This is a genomic window from Lactobacillus sp. UCMA15818, assembly GCF_030400225.1.
Taxonomy (GTDB): Bacteria; Bacillota; Bacilli; order Lactobacillales; family Lactobacillaceae; genus Liquorilactobacillus.
In genome coordinates this window covers 108,533-128,107 of the sequence record NZ_VJYB01000002.1, presented here as the reverse complement: position 1 = coordinate 128,107, position 19,575 = coordinate 108,533, and the positions used below count along the sequence as shown (strand labels likewise).

18 protein-coding genes and 1 tRNA gene are annotated in these 19,575 nt (G+C 36.7%); 4 read left to right on the top strand and 15 right to left on the bottom strand.

The features are described from left to right. Positions 1 to 70: 70 nt before the first annotated feature. The 4 genes from FFX44_RS12630 to FFX44_RS03570 form a co-directional block, all read right to left on the bottom strand. On the bottom strand, positions 71 to 169 hold the full coding sequence (locus tag FFX44_RS12630) for a zinc ribbon domain-containing protein (RefSeq protein ID WP_354669246.1): 99 nt from the start codon (positions 167 to 169) through the stop codon (positions 71 to 73). 41 nt (positions 170 to 210) lie between these two features. Beyond that, entirely contained in the window at positions 211 to 1,185 is a 975-nt protein-coding gene (pta, locus tag FFX44_RS03580) for a phosphate acetyltransferase (protein ID WP_289977950.1), read from the bottom strand. A gap of 18 nt (positions 1,186 to 1,203) precedes the next feature. Further along, entirely contained in the window at positions 1,204 to 1,887 is a 684-nt protein-coding gene (locus FFX44_RS03575; protein WP_289977949.1) for a uracil-DNA glycosylase, read from the bottom strand. Between the two features lie 114 nt (positions 1,888 to 2,001). After that, a complete protein-coding gene (locus FFX44_RS03570) occupies positions 2,002 to 2,961 on the bottom strand; it encodes an IS30 family transposase (RefSeq protein ID WP_289977948.1) in 960 nt (319 codons plus the stop codon). 155 nt (positions 2,962 to 3,116) lie between these two features. On the opposite strand from FFX44_RS03570, the gene FFX44_RS03565 reads away from it, so the two are divergent. From FFX44_RS03565 to FFX44_RS03555, 3 genes are read left to right on the top strand one after another with little or no spacing between them, the layout of a single operon-like run. Next, entirely contained in the window at positions 3,117 to 3,983 is an 867-nt protein-coding gene (locus tag FFX44_RS03565) for a Cof-type HAD-IIB family hydrolase (protein WP_289977946.1), read from the top strand. A gap of 32 nt (positions 3,984 to 4,015) precedes the next feature. Then, a complete protein-coding gene (locus FFX44_RS03560) occupies positions 4,016 to 4,531 on the top strand; it encodes a hypothetical protein (protein WP_289977943.1) in 516 nt (171 codons plus the stop codon). A gap of 20 nt (positions 4,532 to 4,551) precedes the next feature. Continuing rightward, positions 4,552 to 5,130: a GNAT family N-acetyltransferase gene (locus FFX44_RS03555; RefSeq protein WP_289977942.1), complete on the top strand. Its 579-nt coding sequence runs from the start codon at positions 4,552 to 4,554 to the stop codon at positions 5,128 to 5,130. Positions 5,131 to 5,352: 222 nt separating this feature from the next. Here FFX44_RS03555 and FFX44_RS03550 read toward each other — a convergent pair whose 3' ends face one another. The 11 genes from FFX44_RS03550 to rpoN form a co-directional block, all read right to left on the bottom strand. Continuing rightward, positions 5,353 to 6,519, bottom strand: coding sequence for a 2-isopropylmalate synthase (locus FFX44_RS03550; protein WP_289977940.1), 1,167 nt, complete (start codon positions 6,517 to 6,519; stop codon positions 5,353 to 5,355). A 478-nt stretch (positions 6,520 to 6,997) separates the two neighbouring features. Further along, the gene (locus FFX44_RS03545; protein ID WP_289977938.1) at positions 6,998 to 8,113 is read right to left on the bottom strand and encodes a 3D domain-containing protein; all 1,116 of its coding nucleotides are present in this window, start codon (positions 8,111 to 8,113) and stop codon (positions 6,998 to 7,000) included. A 326-nt stretch (positions 8,114 to 8,439) separates the two neighbouring features. After that, complete coding sequence (gene smpB / locus FFX44_RS03540; RefSeq protein ID WP_289977936.1) at positions 8,440 to 8,907, bottom strand: SsrA-binding protein SmpB; 468 nt, start codon at positions 8,905 to 8,907, stop codon at positions 8,440 to 8,442. Between the two features lie 24 nt (positions 8,908 to 8,931). Continuing rightward, the gene (rnr, locus tag FFX44_RS03535) at positions 8,932 to 11,280 is read right to left on the bottom strand and encodes a ribonuclease R (protein ID WP_289977934.1); all 2,349 of its coding nucleotides are present in this window, start codon (positions 11,278 to 11,280) and stop codon (positions 8,932 to 8,934) included. A gap of 105 nt (positions 11,281 to 11,385) precedes the next feature. Then, entirely contained in the window at positions 11,386 to 11,622 is a 237-nt protein-coding gene (gene secG, locus FFX44_RS03530; protein WP_289977931.1) for a preprotein translocase subunit SecG, read from the bottom strand. Positions 11,623 to 12,012: 390 nt separating this feature from the next. Further along, positions 12,013 to 13,338 (bottom strand): phosphopyruvate hydratase, encoded by a 1,326-nt coding sequence (eno, locus tag FFX44_RS03525; RefSeq protein ID WP_289977930.1) that lies wholly within the window; start codon positions 13,336 to 13,338, stop codon positions 12,013 to 12,015. Between the two features lie 103 nt (positions 13,339 to 13,441). After that, positions 13,442 to 14,197 carry a triose-phosphate isomerase gene (gene tpiA / locus FFX44_RS03520; protein WP_289977928.1) on the bottom strand — a complete coding sequence of 252 codons (756 nt, stop codon included), beginning with the start codon at positions 14,195 to 14,197 and terminating at the stop codon, positions 13,442 to 13,444. A 34-nt stretch (positions 14,198 to 14,231) separates the two neighbouring features. Next, on the bottom strand, positions 14,232 to 15,422 hold the full coding sequence (locus FFX44_RS03515; protein WP_289977927.1) for a phosphoglycerate kinase: 1,191 nt from the start codon (positions 15,420 to 15,422) through the stop codon (positions 14,232 to 14,234). Positions 15,423 to 15,522: 100 nt separating this feature from the next. After that, on the bottom strand, positions 15,523 to 16,536 hold the full coding sequence (gap, locus tag FFX44_RS03510; RefSeq protein WP_289977922.1) for a type I glyceraldehyde-3-phosphate dehydrogenase: 1,014 nt from the start codon (positions 16,534 to 16,536) through the stop codon (positions 15,523 to 15,525). Between the two features lie 60 nt (positions 16,537 to 16,596). Then, positions 16,597 to 17,625, bottom strand: coding sequence for a sugar-binding domain-containing protein (locus tag FFX44_RS03505; protein WP_289978640.1), 1,029 nt, complete (start codon positions 17,623 to 17,625; stop codon positions 16,597 to 16,599). Between the two features lie 320 nt (positions 17,626 to 17,945). Next, complete coding sequence (rpoN, locus tag FFX44_RS03500; RefSeq protein WP_289977920.1) at positions 17,946 to 19,262, bottom strand: RNA polymerase factor sigma-54; 1,317 nt, start codon at positions 19,260 to 19,262, stop codon at positions 17,946 to 17,948. Between the two features lie 65 nt (positions 19,263 to 19,327). Between rpoN and FFX44_RS03495 the strand changes: the two genes are divergently transcribed. Further along, positions 19,328 to 19,399 (top strand) — tRNA-Arg (locus tag FFX44_RS03495). The last annotated feature ends 176 nt before the right edge of the window (positions 19,400 to 19,575 follow it).

The window sequence follows — 19,575 nt, the reverse complement described above, 5'->3', positions numbered from 1 at the left end:
TTCTAGGAACAAGCATAACTTATCTCATACATTTCAGTATTCGACAGCGGTTTACTCTATTTACTATGGTTTAGCCCAAACCAAGTTTTAATATATTTTTACTTGCATTTACATCTCTATCTAGCTGCGTATAGCATTGAGGACAAGTCCAAGAGGTTTCTCTATTTATTCCGTATAAACGTGTTTCATAAGTTTTCTTAGTTACCGACCCTATAAAGTTGCCTGCAGTGCGGTAATAATTGCAACCTTGTAAATATCATTTTCATTAGCACCACGTGATAAATCAGATATTGGCTTATTCAAGCCTTGTAAGATTGGACCAACTGCTTCAAAACCACCGAACCTCTGTGCTATTTTATATCCAATATTCCCCGATTGTAATTCCGGAAAGACAAATACATTTGCTTTCCCTGCAACTTCAGAATTTGGTGCCTTCTTTGCTGCAACAGATTCTACAAAAGCAGCATCAAATTGTAATTCTCCATCAATCTGCTCACTTGGTGCCAATTCTTTTGCCAATGCAGTTGCCTTCGCTACTTTTGTTACTTCATCAGATTTGGCCGAGCCTTTTGTTGAAAAGCTTAACATAGCAACTTTGGGATCAATATCAAAAAGTCTTGCAGTCTGAATGCTTTCGACTGCAATTTCTGCTAATTCCTGTTCATTTGGATTAATGTTAATTGCACAATCGGCAAACAAATATTTCTCGTTCTCTCTTGTCATTACAAAGGCTCCACTTGTTCTTGTAGTTCCAGGTTTAGTCTTAATAATCTGCAAAGCAGGTCTGACTGTATCACCGGTTGGATGAACAGCACCTGAAACAAGTCCGTCGGCTACTCCCATGTATACAAGCATCGTTCCAAAGTAATTAACATCTTTCAGCATTTTTCTTGCTTGTTCTGGTGTGTTCTTTCCTTTTCGCCTGTCAACAAAAGCTGCAATCATCTCTTCAAATTTGTCACTTGGGTAAGAGGTCACATCTATTACAGATATTCCAGCGGGCAGCCTGCTGACACCAGCTAATTCCTTCACTTCATTTTCGTTGCCAAGAATCACACTGCTAATCAACTTATCTTCAGCTAATCTAACTACGGCCTTAACTACCCGAACATCATTTCCCTCAGGAAAAACTATTTTTTTATTCTTACCCTTAATCTTCTCAACTAAACTTTCAAATAATTCCATAATTAACCCTCCACTTTACTAATTTATTTTTTCTGGCAACTGCCAATCAATTGGTTTCTCTCCCATAGCAACAAGTGCCGCATTGGTTTTCGAGAATGGTTTTGATCCAAAGAAACCGCGGTGTGCTGAAAAAGGACTCGGATGTGCTGAAGTTAAAATGACATTCTTCTTCTGATCAATTAACTCAATCTTGTCCTGTGCAGCTTTTCCCCAAAGTATAAAAATAACAGGCTGCTGTCTTTCTGATAAGCCTTGAATTGCCTTATCGGTTAATAATTCCCATCCCTTGCCCCGATGAGAAAATGCTTGCCCCTCTCTTACAGTCAAGACCGTATTCAACAACAATACTCCCTGCCTAGCCCATTTCTCAAGATAGCCATGATTAACCGGCCTAATTCCCAAATCACTCTCAAGTTCTTTATAAATATTCTGGAGAGACGGTGGAATCTTAACACCCGGTAAGACTGAAAAGCTACAACCATGTGCTTGATTAGGTCCATGATACGGGTCTTGTCCTAATATACAGACTTTGACTTGTGAAAACGGAGTCCACTCAAATGCTTGAAAAATATGATACATATCTGGATGAATCTCTTGGTTTGCATATTCTGTCTTTAAGAAACTATGTAAATTCAAATAATAGTTCTTTTCAAATTCAGGTCCTAAAATCTCCTGCCAGTCATTATTAATAAGCGTTTTCATTTGCGACACCTCGGATTTATTTTATCATATTTGCTCTCAAAAATATTGCCTTTCATTAATTTTTTATTGATTATATTTTTTGAAGGATTAACTCACTTGAAATGTCAAATTAAGTTAGAAATAACTTAGTTGCTTATCTGTGATATTTTTCATGAATATCTCAATTGGTGTTTTGTAATTTAGTGATTTCCTCGGTATATGATTACGTCGGCTGCTGACTTGTTGAACCACAGTATTTGGTAAGCTACGAAAATCCATGTCCTTTTTGAGACCATCTCGTCTAATCAATCCGTTGTTGTTTTCATTTAAGCCACGTTGGTTAGGAGCTCCAACTTCGGCAAAGTAAGCACTAATATCATGTTTATTCGCAATCTCTTTCCAGCCAGTGAATTCTTTACCATTATCAAAAGTAATTGATTTGAAAAGGTGTTTTGGCTGTTGAGACAACCATTGATCAAGGTGTTTGTTAACACATTCAGCTGATTTTTGTTGAATGTTCAAAATAATTTCAACTTTGGAAAGACGCTCAACTAAAGTCATAACTGCACCTTGGTGAGCTTTGCCTTGGACTGTGTCTGCTTCTAAGTGACCAAATTCATGTTGAAAATGAGGGTAATCCTGATATCGTTGGTAAATGCTTCTGCCAAGTCGGCCAGCTTTACCACGTCGTTCAACATAACCATTTGGATGCCGCTTACCTTTCATTGGCAATAATTTCTTATTGAAAACTCCCCTTTGAAAAAAGCGGTATAAAGTTCTCATACTACAACTGATATGAATCTTTGCGCGACCAATAATTGTATCAGGGGTCCAACCTAATGAGACTTTCTGCTCAATATATTTGACTTCATCTTCTGGTAATGTAATTACTTTTCGACCACAGTGAGCCTTGTTAATTCGGTAGTTTTCTTGGAATTGGCTAATTGAATGTCCGGTATCTAAGAAACGGTAAACACGATAAACAGTTTCACTAGAACGTTTAAGAGCTTTAGCAGCTTGGTAAGCTTTAATACCTTGTTTCCAAAAATTATATATGAAGGTTAATTCTTGTGTGGTAAGATGTTTATAGGTCATTTGTGGTTACCTCTCTTTTGATTAGGGATATTCAAAAGTCTACCACAAATGGCTTTTTTATTTCTAACTTAATTTTACAAACGACGTCACTAAAAAAAAATCACTATTCATGGTAAAATGTTCATAAAGTCGAATTAATAATGGGGGAAAAAAGTATGATACAAATTATTGCTTCTGATATGGATGGAACTCTACTAAATGATCACATGGTTATTTCAAAAAGAAATGCTGCTGCAATCAAAGCTGCACAAAAAGCTGGTGTCCATTTCGTTGTTTCTTCAGGACGCGGGTATACAGAGATTAAACCTTTAATTGAAGAAGCGGGATTTAATTGCCCTATGATTACATTAAATGGCGCTCAGGTGTTCGATGAAACCGGCAATCTTCTGAGCTCTGCTGCGATTAATGATACGCTTGCAAGCAAAGTTTTACATCTATTGAAGAAAAAAGGCTTATATTTTGAAATCGTTACATCAGCTGGTATTTACTCTGACAGCAAAACAAATCGGATTGAGAATTTTGCTGAATTATTAACACGAGTCAGCCCCGAAACACCATACAAACTAGCCGTTTCTATGGCTGCTGCACGTTTTGAATTAATGAATGTCAATTACACTGATGATTATTTGAAAATTATTGACGACCCTTCATTAAAAGTCTATAAATTCGTCACGTTCAGTAATGAAGGACCAAAAAAACTAGATCCAATCAGAAAAGAATTAAAACAATTCGATTCACTGGTTGTTACCTCATCCTCAAGTTCTAATATTGAAATCAATCATGTCAATGCACAAAAAGGTGCAGCCCTTCAAGCATTTGCAGATTTGATGAATATCCCTATGGATAACGTGATGGCGATTGGTGATAACAATAATGACATGTCAATGCTAAAAGTTGCAGGAATTAGTTATGCAATGGATAATGCAATCACAGAAGTTAAACAAACTGCTAAGCGCTTGACCAAAAGCAACACTGAAGATGGTGTCGGTATAGCTATTGAAGAAGTCTTAAAGGAAAAATAGATTTTAGACTTGAACTCAAGGGAGGTTTTGAATTGCGTAACTTGTATGCCCATCGACACCGTCTTAGCACTCAAGGTGCAACTAAAATCGTAGATGAAAAATCGAAAGCAATCTACCTTGTTGTCGGCAATTGGGGCAGACATCAAGATGTTCTATCTGTATATGCAATCTCTGGCGAGTTGTTGGCACAAATCAAACAGCATGGATTCGGAATCTTTCCCAAATTTGAACTTTTTCGTAATAATAAAAAGGTTGGCTCTCTCCGGCGGATCAATTTTGGCAACAAGGACCTGATCCTTATAAAAGGATTAAATTGGGTAGTGATGGGTAATCTTATCAACTTTGCTTATAAGATTTATCATAAGCAAACCTTAATAATGTCATTACAGGAAGTTATGCTACCTTCTGGCAAATTCTTAGAATTAGCGATTAACAATGAGATTGATGAACCGGTCTGTTTATCTATTGTTGCAATTCTAGATTATTTTGCCAGTTCATCTCAAAAAAAGCCACATTCTCGTTATCGATTACAAGTCAGATATGATTAAATTCTAAAAGGAGAAGAAGTTTGTTAATTAGAAAAGCCACTAAAGATGATTCAAGTGCAGTTGTTTCTTTATTCAATATTATCATTGATGAAATGGACTTGGATATAGTCAAAACGCTGGACCGTTCCAAACTAGATATCGTCTTCCAAAAATCATTTGAAACACCAGAATTTTTAACCGACTGGGCTCAAACTACAGTTGCAGTCGAAAACGATAAAGTAGTAGGATTTTTATATGGTTATCCCTGCGAAAATGAGAAAAAAGTCAATACACTAATGCATTCCTTCTTACAAGATGCTGGCTTACCTCCTTCAATTGTAATATTTTCTGACCCTGAAACATTTCCTAACGAATGGTACTTAAATTCAATCGCTGTTGATCCCGAGTATCAAGGGCACGGAATTGGAAGTAAATTGCTAGCCGTTACTCCTAATATAGCGGCAAATCAAAATAAGAACAAGATTGGCTTGAATGTAGATTGGGAGAATCCACGAGCAGAAGCCTTATACTATAGTTATGGTTTTAGAAATGCAGGCTTAATAATATTAGGTGACCACAATTACAATCACCTGCAAAAAAGTGTAGGTAAGAATTCATAATCTAATAATCTAAATTTTGATTAGAATTTAAAGCTTCAAACAGAGCAGGAGTGTGACATAAGTGCACTGCCTTAAAAAAGTTGGACGAAGATTTTTGACTTATGGAACACATTTATACAGAAATAAAGGTTGGGTCAAAATTTAACTCTTGGCCCAACCCTCTTTGCTTCTAAAAAAATATATAGACTAGTGTTCATTAGTTTATCTCATTAAAGAGTACTGTCATTTTTTATTCGTAACTGACTGCATTTCGTTCATCATTTGCACTAAATCATCATCAGAAACAATTGATTGATTATCAGCAATTGATTTAAACTTGATAAAAATATCCTTTGTAGTGTTTTTATCTATCTCATACCCCATTTCCTCTAACTTAACAGTCACAGCATGCGAACCAGATAATTTTCCCAGAGGTATTGATGAATGGGCAACTCCTACACTTTGTGGAGTTAAAATCTCATATGTTGCATGATTCTTCAAAAAACCATCTTGATGAATTCCAGATTCATGGGAAAATGCGTTTGCTCCTGTAATAGGTTTATTATTAGGTATTTGCATATTAGATTTTTGACTAACCATTTTAGCAGTTTCAAAAGTTTTATTTAAACAAATATTTGTCGCTGCCTGATAGAAATCACCACGCACCATCAGCATAGTAGCAACCTCTTCAAGTGCAGTATTTCCAGCACGTTCTCCTATACCATTGACTGTTCCTTCTATCCTAGTTGCACCATGACGAATCGCAGACAATGCATTTGCTGTGGCCATTCCCAAATCATTATGGCAATGCACTGAGAATGTTACTTCATCAAATTCAGGAATATTATCCTTTAAATAATCGAATAATTCACCAATTTCTTCAGGATTAGTGTACCCAGTAGTATCAGGAATATTAATCACATCAGCTCCCGCAAAAATTGCGGTACGAATTGTTCTGACCAAAAAATCCCATTCAGTTCTAGTTGCATCTTCCGGAGAAAATTCAACATGTGTAAATTTTTGATGAGCATAACTAACGCAATCATTGATGGTTTCAATTACTTCCTCTTTAGTCATATGTAACTTTGCTTCACGATGAATTGGACTTGTGGCAATAAATACATGAATCTGACCATTCGGAGTGTCACCTAAGGCATCAATCACAGCATCAATATCCTTTTTTACACAACGTGCAAGACCAGTTACCTTACAATTAGTTATTTCTTGCCCAATTTTTCTAACCGATTTGAAATCATTCTTTGAAGCAACAGGAAATCCTGCTTCAATTACATCTACACCCCAGCTAACTAATTGTTTAGCTATGCTTATTTTGTCCTCAATGGAAAAATTGACACCGATTGTCTGTTCACCATCACGTAAAGTTGTATCAAAAAATTGTATTTTTTTCATATCTTATAACCTCCTAATTTATTAAGAAAATTTGTAAATAAAAAACGCCCTATTCATTAAGAATAGGGTGTTCATTTACTGCTCAAGCCCCATTCTAACTACAAATAGGACTCGACATATTGTCGGAGTCCTCCATCATAGTAGTAGGGCAAATTCAATTACATAACTATTTGATTGAATATACATACAAAGGACTCTCCTTTCATTTATTAGTTACATCTTAGACTATTTTAATCAACAGGTCAACAATTATTTATATTTTAATTTTCAAAGAATTAATTTATGTTGTTTAGCAAATCTTTTTTCCTACCCAATCTTTATCCTAATTAAGAGATAGCTTGTAAAATACACCATAAATCAACAAAGGAGATTAATCAAAAAATAAATTTTGAATCGTCTTCTCCCTGTATTTAATCAAGATTGTATTTCTATCAAATTTATCTAGAAATGACAAGATTATTAAATTATTATGTTAGCCTTAACTTAATATCTTAACTGTAACCGTTTTTCTTCCCCAGCTTTGAGCTTGTCCAACAGTTGAAAAGTGTACGTCAATAATATTTCCCTTAATCGCACCACCTGTGTCTCCTGCCACTGTGACACCATATCCAGAAACCCAAACAATACTTCCTAGTGGAATAACACTAGGATCTACAGCTATACAACTTGGATACTGACTTAAATTAATTCCTGTTGCACTATAAGAACTCAAACCGCTTTGTGCAACTGAATAACCAGTTGATTGCATAACAAGTGTCTTTGAGCTGCTACTTGTCGTTGTCGTTGTTGCTACATTAGTAGTTGTTGTTGAACTAGTCGAACTAGCACTAGATGCTGTTGAACTCTGACTAGAAGAGGCAACTGCTGCTGAAGAACTTGATGCAGACTCCTCTGAACTACTGCTTGCCTGTTGTGCTGATTGTGAACTTGCACTGGCCTCAGCTGCTGCTTCCTTTGCCCATGAAACCTTGTTAGCAAGAGTTGCTATTGTTGCTTGGTTATTTTTAACCAGTTGCTTCAAAGAATTCAATGAAGCATTCATCTGATCTTTTTTCAAAGCTAAGTCTTTTGCTTGTGTATCAAGACTTGCTTGATATGTTAACAATTGTTTACGATCATTTGAAATTGTATTCACACTTTGTTTAACAGCATCCAAACTATCATTATAAACAGACTGTAAGCGTGTCAATGCTATCACATTTCCTAACCATTGAGATAGATCACTAGAATTCTCCAAGACTTGAAGCGTAGCATTTGTACCTTCCCTTAATTGGAGTTCCCTTAATCTGGATTTAGCATCAGCAATCCGCTTTTGCTTTTCTTCTTTTGCCGCTGTGAGTTTTTGCTTAACCGCTGCAATATTAGAAGAAGTATCCTTTTTCTTTTCATTTAACTGCTGAATTTCTTGATACACCTGATTAACAGCAGTAATCTTCTTAGATAATTGATCATTGTTAGTATTTAATGTTTTTTGAGCACTACTCTGCTGTCCCTGTAAATTATCGACAGTATCAGCAGAAACCCCACTTGTCATGGTCGTCATTGCAAGTGCTATTAATATGATGTACTTTGTGCCGACCCCAATTATTTTCATAAGAATTAACCCCTTTACCATTGAATATTATACGCAATTCGCTAATTTCATTGGTTGCAGACATCTTACAAAATATTACTTATTTGTTTCATTATTACTTTTTTCTTAAGAATTGTAATAAAAAGGACACGATAACCTGACTACATATGATATAAGTGTAAAAAATTAATTTTAAATAAATAGAGGAACTGGGTTAAAAGTTAATTTTTAACCCAGTTCCTCTATTTATTCCGTATAAACGTGTTTCATAAATCAAAAATACATGCTATTCAACTAGACTATTAATAATGTTTTAATTGAATGCAAACATACATGATTGCCTAGTCTCAGCCATAATTCTTCAAAGTCCGTTGTATTTGACGCTCTTGATCCTTACGCTTAATGGTTTCTCTCTTATCATAGTCATTTTTACCTTTACCAACGCCCAATAAAACTTTTGCAAATCCACTTTTAATATACACTTTCAAGGGTACCAAAGTTACTCCCTTGTCTGAAGTCATTTTACCTAAATCAGTTATCTGCTTTTTGTGAAGTAATAACTTGCGGTTTCTAAGTGGATCATGGTTAAATTGATTGCCTTGTTCATATGGGGAAATATGAATATTCATCAACCAAACTTCTCCGTTACGAACTTGTGCAAACCCATCTTTAAGATTTATTCGTCGTGCACGGACTGATTTAATTTCTGTCCCAGTTAAAACAATCCCTGCCTCAATCGTATCAATTATTGCGTAATCATGACTTGCCTTTTTATTTTGAGCCAGTGGAGGATTCTCATGTCTCTTCTTTACCATTACGAACACCTCCTAACTTAGTTATCAGTGTCTTTTCTTTAATTTATCCTTAAAGGGACGGTATCCATGTTGTTTTTCTCTACTTTTTGACTGTCCTTTTTTGTTATCATATTTACGATTCCCCTGATATTTTCTATCACCGTTACTTCTTCTTGAGTCACTGCCGTTACCAGCTTTGACAAGCAAATCTGTCTTAGGCGCGTCCTCAGGATTTAAAAGAGTGAAATCAACTTCCTTTTGATCAACATTGACATTAACTAGCTTAACCCTTATTGGTTGACCAATTCGATAAGTCCGCTTGGTATGGCGTCCAACTAAGACCATGTGCTTATCCAAGTATTCATAGTAATCGTCCTTCATTTCACTAATATGGATAAGTCCTTCAACTGTGTTAGGCAACCCGACAAACATTCCAAATTTCATTACAGAACTAACAACTGCATCGAATTCTTCACCTACATGATCAGCCATATATTCAGCTTTCTTCATTGCATCAGTGTCACGTTCCGCATCAATTGCACGACGCTCCATTTGTGAGCTATGAAGAGCTATTTCAGGAATTTCTTGCTTATACTCTTCCTTTGTCTCATCATTAATTCCATTTTGTTCATAAAAACGAATTAGTCGATGAACCAAAAGATCAGGATATCTTCTGATTGGAGATGTAAAATGCGTATAATCCTCTGCTCCAAGTCCAAAATGGCCTAAAGGCTGATCTGAATACTTTGCTTGTTGCATGGAACGGAGCAACATTGTTGAAACCATTGCTTCTTCGGGTTTACCTGCAACTTTTTTCAAAATTGTCTGCAACATCTTAGGCTTTACATCATTACTGCTGCCTGTTGCTTCAATTCCCAAACTAGACAATGCTTCAAAAAATGAGAGCATCTTTTCCGCTTTTGGAGTTTCATGGATACGGTAAATAAAGGGAACACGTAAATGATTGAAGTGTTCAGCAATTGTTTCATTTGCTGCAAGCATAAATGATTCGACTATTCTTTCACTAGTACCGCGTTCACGCAATTGAATATCAGTTGGATGCCCTTTTTCATCAACAATAATCTGTGCCTCAGTATCTTCGAATTCAATTGCCCCACGTCTTTTTCTCATTTTGAGCAAGATTTTGTGAAGTTCATTCATCGTTTCAAACATTGGAACCAGGTTCTCATAGCGTGCCTTTGTTTTTTCATCACGTGATTCAAGAATCTTATTGATTGCAACATAGGTCATTCTTTCCGTTGTTTTAATAACACTCGGAAAGATTTTGTGATTGATCACGTTACCTTCAGTATCTATCTCCATTTCGCAACTCATTGCCAGACGTTCAACTTTGGGATTTAGCGAACAAATTCCATTTGATAACTTATGAGGTAACATCGGAATTACACGGTCTGTCAAATAGACCGAAGTTCCTCTGTTAAAGGCCTCATCATTCAATGCTGTACCTACTCTTACATAATGAGATACATCTGCAATATGTACTCCTAAGTGATAGTTTCCATTATCCATCTTCCATGCGGTAACCGCATCATCAAGGTCTTTAGATTCAATACTATCAATTGTAACCAAGTCTTGCTCAGTTAAATCAACTCGTCCTTTACGCTCATCATCAGTCACATGATCAGGAATTTGTTCAACCTCTGTCATAACCTCAGTGGGAAATTGAGTTGGAATATCATGTTGATAGACGACTTGCAAAATATCAATTCCTGGATCACTGACATTTCCAATTACTTTTATAGCAACACCCTTAAGAATTCCTGGGAGATGTGCATCAGGATACGCAGTGATATCCGCTAAAATCACTTCTCCTGCAACAGGATTGAGACCTTTGTCTTCAACTAAAAAAGTATAGTGCGCCAACTTACGATCTTTCAGCTTTACCGTTCCAATAATTCCTGCAGGATATTCTTCCGCCTCATCTACAACAAACTCACCAACGACTTGTTCAATCGCATGCTTAACAATTCCAACGACTTTACCCTCAGGGCCCCTGCCAGTTTTTTCATCAGCTTTCCTAAGTGTAACAACTTCAACTTCATCACCATTCAACGCTGCCATTGTTTGCGTCGGATTAATGAAAAAATCTGGGGTATCGACATCTACAGTTACAAACCCAAAGCCACGATCATTTGCATGAAAAACACCAACAAATTTTGGGAGAGAGTCATCCTTAGCAATTGTAAATGCACCATTTTGATTAAGTGTAACTTCTTTATCATGTTCTAATTGTGCCAATGCCTGCACTACAAATTTAAACTGAACAGCTGTTGTCATGGCAATCGCTTCAGCTAGTTCTTGAACTTGAAAATCACGGTCTGGTGATTCTCTTAATTCTCTTAGTATTTTTTCTTTAATAATATTATTTTCCATTAATTTCCTCGTTTACTTACTTGATTATCTATTAAGAGCCATTCTTAATCCAAAAAAAAAGTAAAACTCCCCTGCACAGAGTCAAGCAGAAGACCTTACTTTTTATCAATGCGATGAAATATAAACCAAAGCCAATGAAAGTAGAAAGAAGATGACCCCCAACACAGCTGTTACCTTCTGCATAAATGCCTCAAATCCGCGAGGCTTTTGCTTGCTAAATAAATCAGCCGCACCACCTGACAAAGCGGAAGCAGCATTATCGTTTTTTGCAGGTTGCATCATTACTGCAATTATAATTAATACTGAAACAATCATCAAAATAGTTAAAATTAAATTATACAAGTTCATACCCCCTTACTCCATAGGTAATCTACATCTATTATAATGTAGCATAAATAATCTTTTATTTCCAGTCAGTTATAACACTTATACACCACGATCTTTTAATAATAATTCTTCTGAATATATCTAGATTCACTTCACAGTATAACATTATCTTGCAATATACTTTCTAACATTCCGGATGTCAAGTTATTCAGGCTTATTTCTGTATTTAATTATAAAAGTATCCGTTCAAAGTCTCCAAAATAATTAATCAAGCATAAAAAAGAGACCGAATCAAAATTTAGCTTTTGATCCAGCCTCGCTATTAGATATTGTTTTTGTATTTTCTTCTTGTTAAGTTGTCTTACTAATTCAAAACTAACAAGCAAAAAACACTCTTTTATTTAATTACTTGCCTTCAATTTCTTGACGAGCTTGTTCACTCAAGTTATAGAATGAATGAATACCCTTGTATTGAGCTACGCTTTCGCTCAATTGGTCTTCAATTCTCATCAATTGGTTGTACTTAGCAATTCGGTCTGTCCGACTCATTGAGCCAGTCTTAATTTGACCTGCATTTGTAGCAACAACCAAATCAGCAATTGTTGTATCTTCAGTTTCACCTGAACGATGAGAAACAATCGCTGTATAGCCAGCTTCTTTAGCCATTTCGATAGCTTCAACAGTTTCTGTCAATGTACCAATCTGGTTAACTTTGATGAGGATTGAGTTTGCAGCACCCATCTTAATACCCTTTTTCAAGTATTCTGTGTTTGTAACAAAGAAGTCATCACCAACAAGTTGGACTTTCTTACCTAATTCACTAGTAATTGTCTTCCAGTCATCCCAGTTATTTTCATCAATAGGATCTTCAATTGAAATAATTGGATACTTGTCAACTAAACCTTCAAGATAGCTGATAAATTCTTCTGTAGAGAATTCTTCACCTGTTGACCAGCGTAACTTGTATTTACCAGTTTCGCCATCCCAAAGTTCTGATGAAGCAACATCAATTGCGATTGCAACGTCACTACCTGGCTTGTAACCAGCAGCTTCGATTGCTTCAATCAAAAACTTCAATGGTTCTTCGTTGTTTTCAAAATCAGGAGCAAAACCACCTTCATCACCAACAGAAGTTACTTTGCCAGCTTTAGCAAGTAATTTTTGTAAGTTATGGAAAGTTTCTGAACCCATACGAATCGCTTCTTTGACAGACTTGGCACCAACAGGCATAATCATAAATTCCTGGAAGTCAACCTTGTTGTCAGAATGAGCCCCACCATTAATAACATTCATCATAGGTGTTGGGAGAACGTGTGCATTGAAACCACCTAAGTAGTTGTAAAGAGGCACTTGTAATTCATCTGCAGCAGCACGTGCAGCAGCAATTGATACAGCCAAAATAGCATTTGCGCCTAATTTACCTTTGTTAGGTGTACCATCTAAAGCAATCATAGCTCTATCAATAGCAACTTGATCTGTAACTTCGTAACCAACAATTTCTTTTGCAATAATGTCGTTAACATTAGCAACAGCTTTTTCTACACCCTTACCCATGTAACGCGACTTGTCACCATCACGTAATTCAACAGCTTCATGTTCACCAGTAGATGCACCTGAAGGAACAATTCCACGGCCAAAAGCACCTGCTTCTGTATAAATTTCTGCTTCAACTGTTGGGTTACCACGTGAATCTAAGACTTCGCGTGCATAGATTTCTGTAATACTAGACATAATATACTCTCCTTTGAGTTTTAGATTGGCTTGAGTTTCTCGCCCAAACCTATTTTAAAGGTTTTCTTAACAACTTTCAATTGTTAGTCGTAAAAAATATCAATTATTTGTTAAAGTTGACCAATGCCAAATATGATTCGGGAACTAATGACGCACCACCAACAAGCCCACCATCAATATTTTCCTTGCTCATAAGTTCCTTAACATTAGCTGGTTTTACAGAACCGCCATATTGAATACGAACTTTGTCAGCAACAGTTTCATTATAGAGCTTTGCAACAGTTTTACGAACAACTGCACAAATCTCTTCAGCTTGATCTGATGAAGCTGTCTTACCTGTGCCAATAGCCCAGATTGGTTCATATGCAATTACAGAACTTGCAACTTGCTCACTTGAAAGACCCTTTAATGCTGCGGTTACCTGTCCTTCAACCCATGCTTCTGCCTTACCAGCCTCACGAGTTGTAAGAGTCTCACCACAACAAATAATTGGTAAGAGACCGTTTTTGAAGATTGCATGGGCTTTTTTATTGATATCTTCGTCAGTTTCGTGGAAATAATCACGACGTTCTGAATGACCGATAACTACATAATCAACGCCCATTTCTTTAAGAACTTTTGGAGAAGTTTCACCAGTAAATGCACCTTCATCTTCGAAGTAGCAATTTTCAGCAGCAACTTTTAATTCTGAACCCTTTGCAGCTTCCAAAAGTGCTGGAAGATCAACAGCTGGTGCAGCAATAACTGATTCAACTTTACTTGCAGCTGGCAAGTCCTTTTTCACAGCATTAACAAATTCAGCAGTCTGTTCTGGATTCAGGTTCATTTTCCAGTTACCTGCAATAATTGGTGTACGCACTTATATCATCCTTTCAATTTTGCCTATTATAGATTTATTTATCTGAAACAGCAGCAATTCCAGGAAGTGTCTTACCTTCGAGATATTCGAGGGAAGCACCACCACCAGTTGAAATATGTGTCAATTGATCAGCAACACCTAATTGTTGAACAGCAGCTGTTGAATCGCCCCCACCAACAATTGTTGTAGCATCGCTAAGGGTACCTAAGAACTTACCAACTTCAAGAGTTCCTTCAGCATAATTACTCATTTCAAATACACCCATAGGTCCATTCCAAACAACTGTTTTAGCATCTTTAAGAACATCTTTGAATAAGGCGATTGACTTAGGTCCAATATCAAGTGCCATATACCCATCAGGAATGTCACCATCAACAATTTTATTAGGTACATCATTATCAAATTTTTCAGCAACAACTGAATCAATTGGTAATACTAATTTGTCTCCAGCTTTTGCAATAATTTCCTTAGCAAGTTCAATCTTATCAGATTCAACCAATGAATTACCAATGCTCATGCCTTTAGCAGCATAAAATGTGTAAGTCATACCGCCACCGATAATAACCTTATCAGCCTTTGCAAGAAGATGATCAATAACACCAATCTTATCTGAAACCTTTGCACCACCTAAAATGGCAACAAATGGATGAACAGGAGTATCAACGGCATTGCCCAAGAATTTGATTTCTTTTTCAAGTAAGAATCCAGCAGCAGCTTGGTCCATGTTACTTGCAATTCCTACATTAGAAGCATGTGAACGATGAGCTGTACCAAATGCATCGTTTACAAACAAATCGCCAAGTGATGCCCAATATTTTCCTAATTCAGGATCATTCTTAGATTCTTTTTTACCATCTAGGTCTTCAAAACGTGTATTCTCAACTAACAAAATATCGCCATTATTCATCTTGTTAATTGCTTCTTCAAGTTGTGCACCACGAGTTGTTGGAACAAATGTAACTGGTTTTTTAACCAAATCAGCTAATTTTTCGGCAACTGGACGAAGTGATAATTCCTTCTTATCTTCTTCAGTCTTGACACGACCAAGATGTGAAAATAAAATCGCTTTCCCACCATTTTCAACAATATATTTAATTGTTGGTAATGCCGCAACAATACGGTTATCATTTCCAATAACACCATTTTTAATAGGAACATTAAAGTCAACACGAATTAAAACTTTTTTACCCGTAACATCTAAATCAGAAACAGTTAGTTTAGCCATGAATTGTAATCCTCCATTTTTTTAAAATAAAAAGCGAAGAGAGTTGCCTCCCCCCGCCTTAATGAACTAAATCGATTAAAAATTTAGCGTCAGCTAAATCTTAAAGCATGCTAGCAAATTTTTCCAAAGTACGGATCATTTGTGCTGTAAAACCAGATTCGTTATCATACCATGCAACAGTCTTAACAACTTGTCCTTCACCTGAACCAACAACCTGTGTTTGAGTTGGATCAAATACTGAACCAAATGTTGTTCCAATGACATCTGATGAAACGATTCCATCATTATTGTAACCAAATGATGCGTTGCCATCTGTAACTTTCTTAACAGCTGCATTAACTTCATCAGCAGTTACTTCTTTGTCAAGAGTTGTAACTAATTCTGTTAATGAACCTGTGATAACTGGAACACGTTGTGCATGTCCGTCTAACTTACCGTTCAATTCAGGAACAACTAAGCCAAGAGCCTTAGCAGCACCAGTTGAATGAGGAATTGTGTTAGCTGCAGCAGCACGAGCATTACGAACATTGCCACCACGATCTGGACCATCTTGTAATTTTTGTGTAGCTGTGTAAGCATGGATTGTTGTCATAGTACCAGCTTTAATACCAAAAGCATCATTCATAGCTTTTGCTAAAGGAGCTAAACAGTTTGTAGTACATGAAGCAGCAGAAACAATCTTATCATCGTTTGTCAATGTATCATCATTAACACTATAAACGATTGTCTTCATCTTACCAGCTGGTGCTGAAATAAGAACACGTTTTGCGCCGGCTTCAATATGTGCAGCTGCCTTTTCTTCTGATGTGTAGAAACCTGTTGATTCAAGAACCAAATCAACACCATCATTCTTAACCCAAGGAATGTTGCGTGCATCTGCTTCTGCGTATACAGGAATTTCTTTGCCATTAACAACAAGTGCATTGTCTGTAGCAGAGATTTCAGCATCGAATTGACCATGAGCTGTATCATACTTCAATAAATGTGCCAACATAGCTGGAGATGTCAAATCGTTGATAGCAACAACTTCCAAGCTTTCTGAAGTCTCAGCAATACGGCGGAATGCCAAACGGCCAATACGGCCAAAACCATTAATACCTACTTTAGTAGTCATACTAAAATTTCCTCCTTTAGGAAATAAAAAATTTATTTTAAAAAGTGTGTTGGTTAAACACTACTTTTTTAAAATCAAGTTTGCTGCCCCCTCATCTGTAATCAGACAAGTTTGCTTAGGAGCATGTTTCATGTAAGCCACAATTGCCTTAGCCTTTGAGGCACCGCCAGCAACTGCAAGCACACATTTCATCTCAGTGAGATCCTCTAATTGTAATCCAATCCTTGGGATCTTATACACTACCTTACCCAATTCATCAAAAAAGTAACCAAAAGCTTCCCCGACCGCATGTCTTTTTTTAAGCATTTCAATTACAGAAATAGGCATGTCTCGTCTTTCAGCCATCCGAATAGCATCACCTACACTATGAATAGCAGCATCACTATTTCGAATTAACTCAATTACACGCTGAATTGCTGGTTCCTTGAGTAAAGGTTCAAATGCCTCCTCGCTCAGTTGTTCAGGTACATACAACGCACGGTGCTGCCCACCAGTATGCATTGCCATCTGCGAACTAACCGTATTGGCTTGAATATCAACTGCTTCTCCTACACCGCCTCTGGCAGGCACAAAAAGTAATTCACGATCCTCACCAATCCGCTTTGTGAGAGCCTTTGCAATTGCCGCCATCGTAATGCCTCCCATGACAGCAATCACATTCTTACCATTCGGCAAAGCTGCTGCCAACGATTCATCAACAAGCTTGCCCATTTCCTCTATAACTCTTGGCTGCTTGTCAGAATCACCTGCTACAATCAAACACTTTTCAATGCCCAATCTCTTTGAAAGCTCAACTTCTTGGTGTCTCATGTCTGCAAATTGATCCATTAACCCTCTAAGGCCCTGAATAACATCCTGACCTTTTTCAGTAATAATCATGCCAGACCTAGTTGAAGCAATTAAACTTTGCTCGCGTAGAAAATCGGTCTCAGTTCTAAGCACACGCTCCGTCAATCCGAACTCCTGCGAAAGAACTCGCCTGCCAACCGGTCCCATCCAAGAGATATACCGTAATATCATGAACCGTTGCACCATGGTTTCAACCATGTCGGGAGCAATCTTTTCAATCCATTCAAACTCCTGATGCATCATAGTTACCTTCCTAATGGGACCAATATTGTCCAGTGGTGTCGTTAAACGACCCAGCAAGTCAAAAAACAAAAGCACAACAACAATTTCTCTTTAATTGTTCTCATACCTCCATCAACAACTGCATTATAGCAATATTTCATGCCTAATGCAAGCCAGTAAGTTCTTATTAACAATGGTCGTTAATAGACTAAATTTATATCAATAGCGAGCCTAATTATTCTGTTATTCCGAATTTTAACGTAAAAATTATAGAAAACCACTCCAAGTAGCGAACAATAGTATAATTTCATTTACATTTAAAAAATTCAACCATAAATTTAATTTCTTTTTCTTTGTGTTGAACTGCCAATCTTCAGTTCTTCGCGATATTTTGCAACCGTTCTACGTGATATTTGTATTCCAACCTTTTCTAATTTCAGGACTATCTTACTATCTGACAATGGTTTTTGCTGATTCTCAGCCGTCACAATCACATTTATGTGTTCCTTTATTGTGTCTACAGAGATATCTTGTTCCATACTATTTACAGGCCTTCTAAAGAAGTATTTCAGTTCATAGACTCCATAATCACACCGCAAGTACTTCCCATTGACAGCTCGACTAATAGTAGACTCATGCAGGTTTAACTTTTGCGCAACATCTCTTAAAAGTAGCGGTTTCAACTGCTGTCCATCATTCAAAAAGAAATCATGCTGGCGTTCAATTATGACCTCTGCCACTCTGACAATGGTTTCCGCACGCAACTCAATATCTTTAATAAGTTCTTGGAAATCTTTTTGTTTTTCTTTCAAAAATTTTTGAACTTCAATTTCATTTTCTGTTGTAAACTTATTATAGTAATCTTGCTTGAAGACAACTAAAGGTTTTGTCCTCTTGGTTGTTTTGATACTAAAGTCAAGTGTCTCTGGATTTTTTTTTATTATTAAATCAGGATAAACATACCCAATATTTTCTTGTTCAAAAGCTGCCCCTGGCGCTGGGGTCAGTCGCTTAATAAATTCAACAACCTTTGAAACCTGTTTTGTATCTATGGACAAATCAACTGCAATTTTGTCCCAGTCCTGATCAACCAAATTTTCAAACTCATTTTCAATAATTAATTGTGCTGCAGCAGGAGCATTTTCGATATTTTGAATTTGTAAAAGCAAACACTCTTTCAAAGAACGTGCGCCAACGCCAGGTGGATCAAGTTGCTGCAGCAAAGTCAGCGCATCCATCATCGTAATATAATCAACACCAGTTTTTGCAATTAACTTTTCTAAATCAACTTTCAAATATCCATTCTCATCAAGTTGTCCAATTAAATAAATAACCCAACTTCTGAGATTTGTTTTTCTCATCGTTAAATGAACCTGTGACAATAGATAGTCATAAAGCGACTGACCTTTATTATCCGTAATCATGTCAAATTGGCTTGCCTTGAGCTCTGACATACCAGTCGAATTACCAGTATAGCTCATCGTTTCTTTGATAGAAACAAATGGATTATCCAATTGTTTTTGTTTTAGATATTTCGCAAGATCTTCAGTACTATAGCGCAATATCTGAATTGACTGCTGCATCTGTTGGGTCATGGCAAATTTTTGAATCTGCTTTTGAATCTGCCCATATCCATAACTTTGATTGTGGGGCATAAAATTTCACCTATCTTTTCAACTTGTAAATTTGAATTCTTTCTTGTAGAATAGTATGAGTAATTGCGCCGCTAGTGTAATGGATCGCACGCAAGATTCCGGTTCTTGTAATGTGGGTTCGACTCCCACGTGGCGCATAGTATCTATTGGTGATTATAAAGGTTTACCGCTTACAAAACAACTATTAGCGAACAGCAACGTGCTTAAAATACGTCCAGCAAGTTTTACTATTATTTTGAAGGTGGCAATATATTATTGCTTTTATAGTAATCCACAAAGATAAATTGAGAAAATCTGTACAACCTCAATGAAG

Coding starts and splice junctions, on each gene's coding strand:
- FFX44_RS03515 (WP_289977927.1), bottom strand. CDS start 15,422: ATGGCTAAACTAACTGTTTCTGATTTAGATGTTACGGGTAAAAAAGTT.
- gap (WP_289977922.1), bottom strand. CDS start 16,536: ATGACTACTAAAGTAGGTATTAATGGTTTTGGCCGTATTGGCCGTTTG.
- smpB (WP_289977936.1), bottom strand. CDS start 8,907: ATGGTAAAGAAGAGACATGAGAATCCTCCACTGGCTCAAAATAAAAAG.
- pta (WP_289977950.1), bottom strand. CDS start 1,185: ATGGAATTATTTGAAAGTTTAGTTGAGAAGATTAAGGGTAAGAATAAA.
- FFX44_RS03550 (WP_289977940.1), bottom strand. CDS start 6,519: ATGAAAAAAATACAATTTTTTGATACAACTTTACGTGATGGTGAACAG.
- FFX44_RS03570 (WP_289977948.1), bottom strand. CDS start 2,961: ATGACCTATAAACATCTTACCACACAAGAATTAACCTTCATATATAAT.
- rpoN (WP_289977920.1), bottom strand. CDS start 19,262: ATGCCCCACAATCAAAGTTATGGATATGGGCAGATTCAAAAGCAGATT.
- FFX44_RS03575 (WP_289977949.1), bottom strand. CDS start 1,887: ATGAAAACGCTTATTAATAATGACTGGCAGGAGATTTTAGGACCTGAA.
- rnr (WP_289977934.1), bottom strand. CDS start 11,280: ATGGAAAATAATATTATTAAAGAAAAAATACTAAGAGAATTAAGAGAA.
- FFX44_RS03545 (WP_289977938.1), bottom strand. CDS start 8,113: ATGAAAATAATTGGGGTCGGCACAAAGTACATCATATTAATAGCACTT.
- FFX44_RS03565 (WP_289977946.1), top strand. CDS start 3,117: ATGATACAAATTATTGCTTCTGATATGGATGGAACTCTACTAAATGAT.
- FFX44_RS03505 (WP_289978640.1), bottom strand. CDS start 17,625: ATGCATCAGGAGTTTGAATGGATTGAAAAGATTGCTCCCGACATGGTT.
- eno (WP_289977930.1), bottom strand. CDS start 13,338: ATGTCTAGTATTACAGAAATCTATGCACGCGAAGTCTTAGATTCACGT.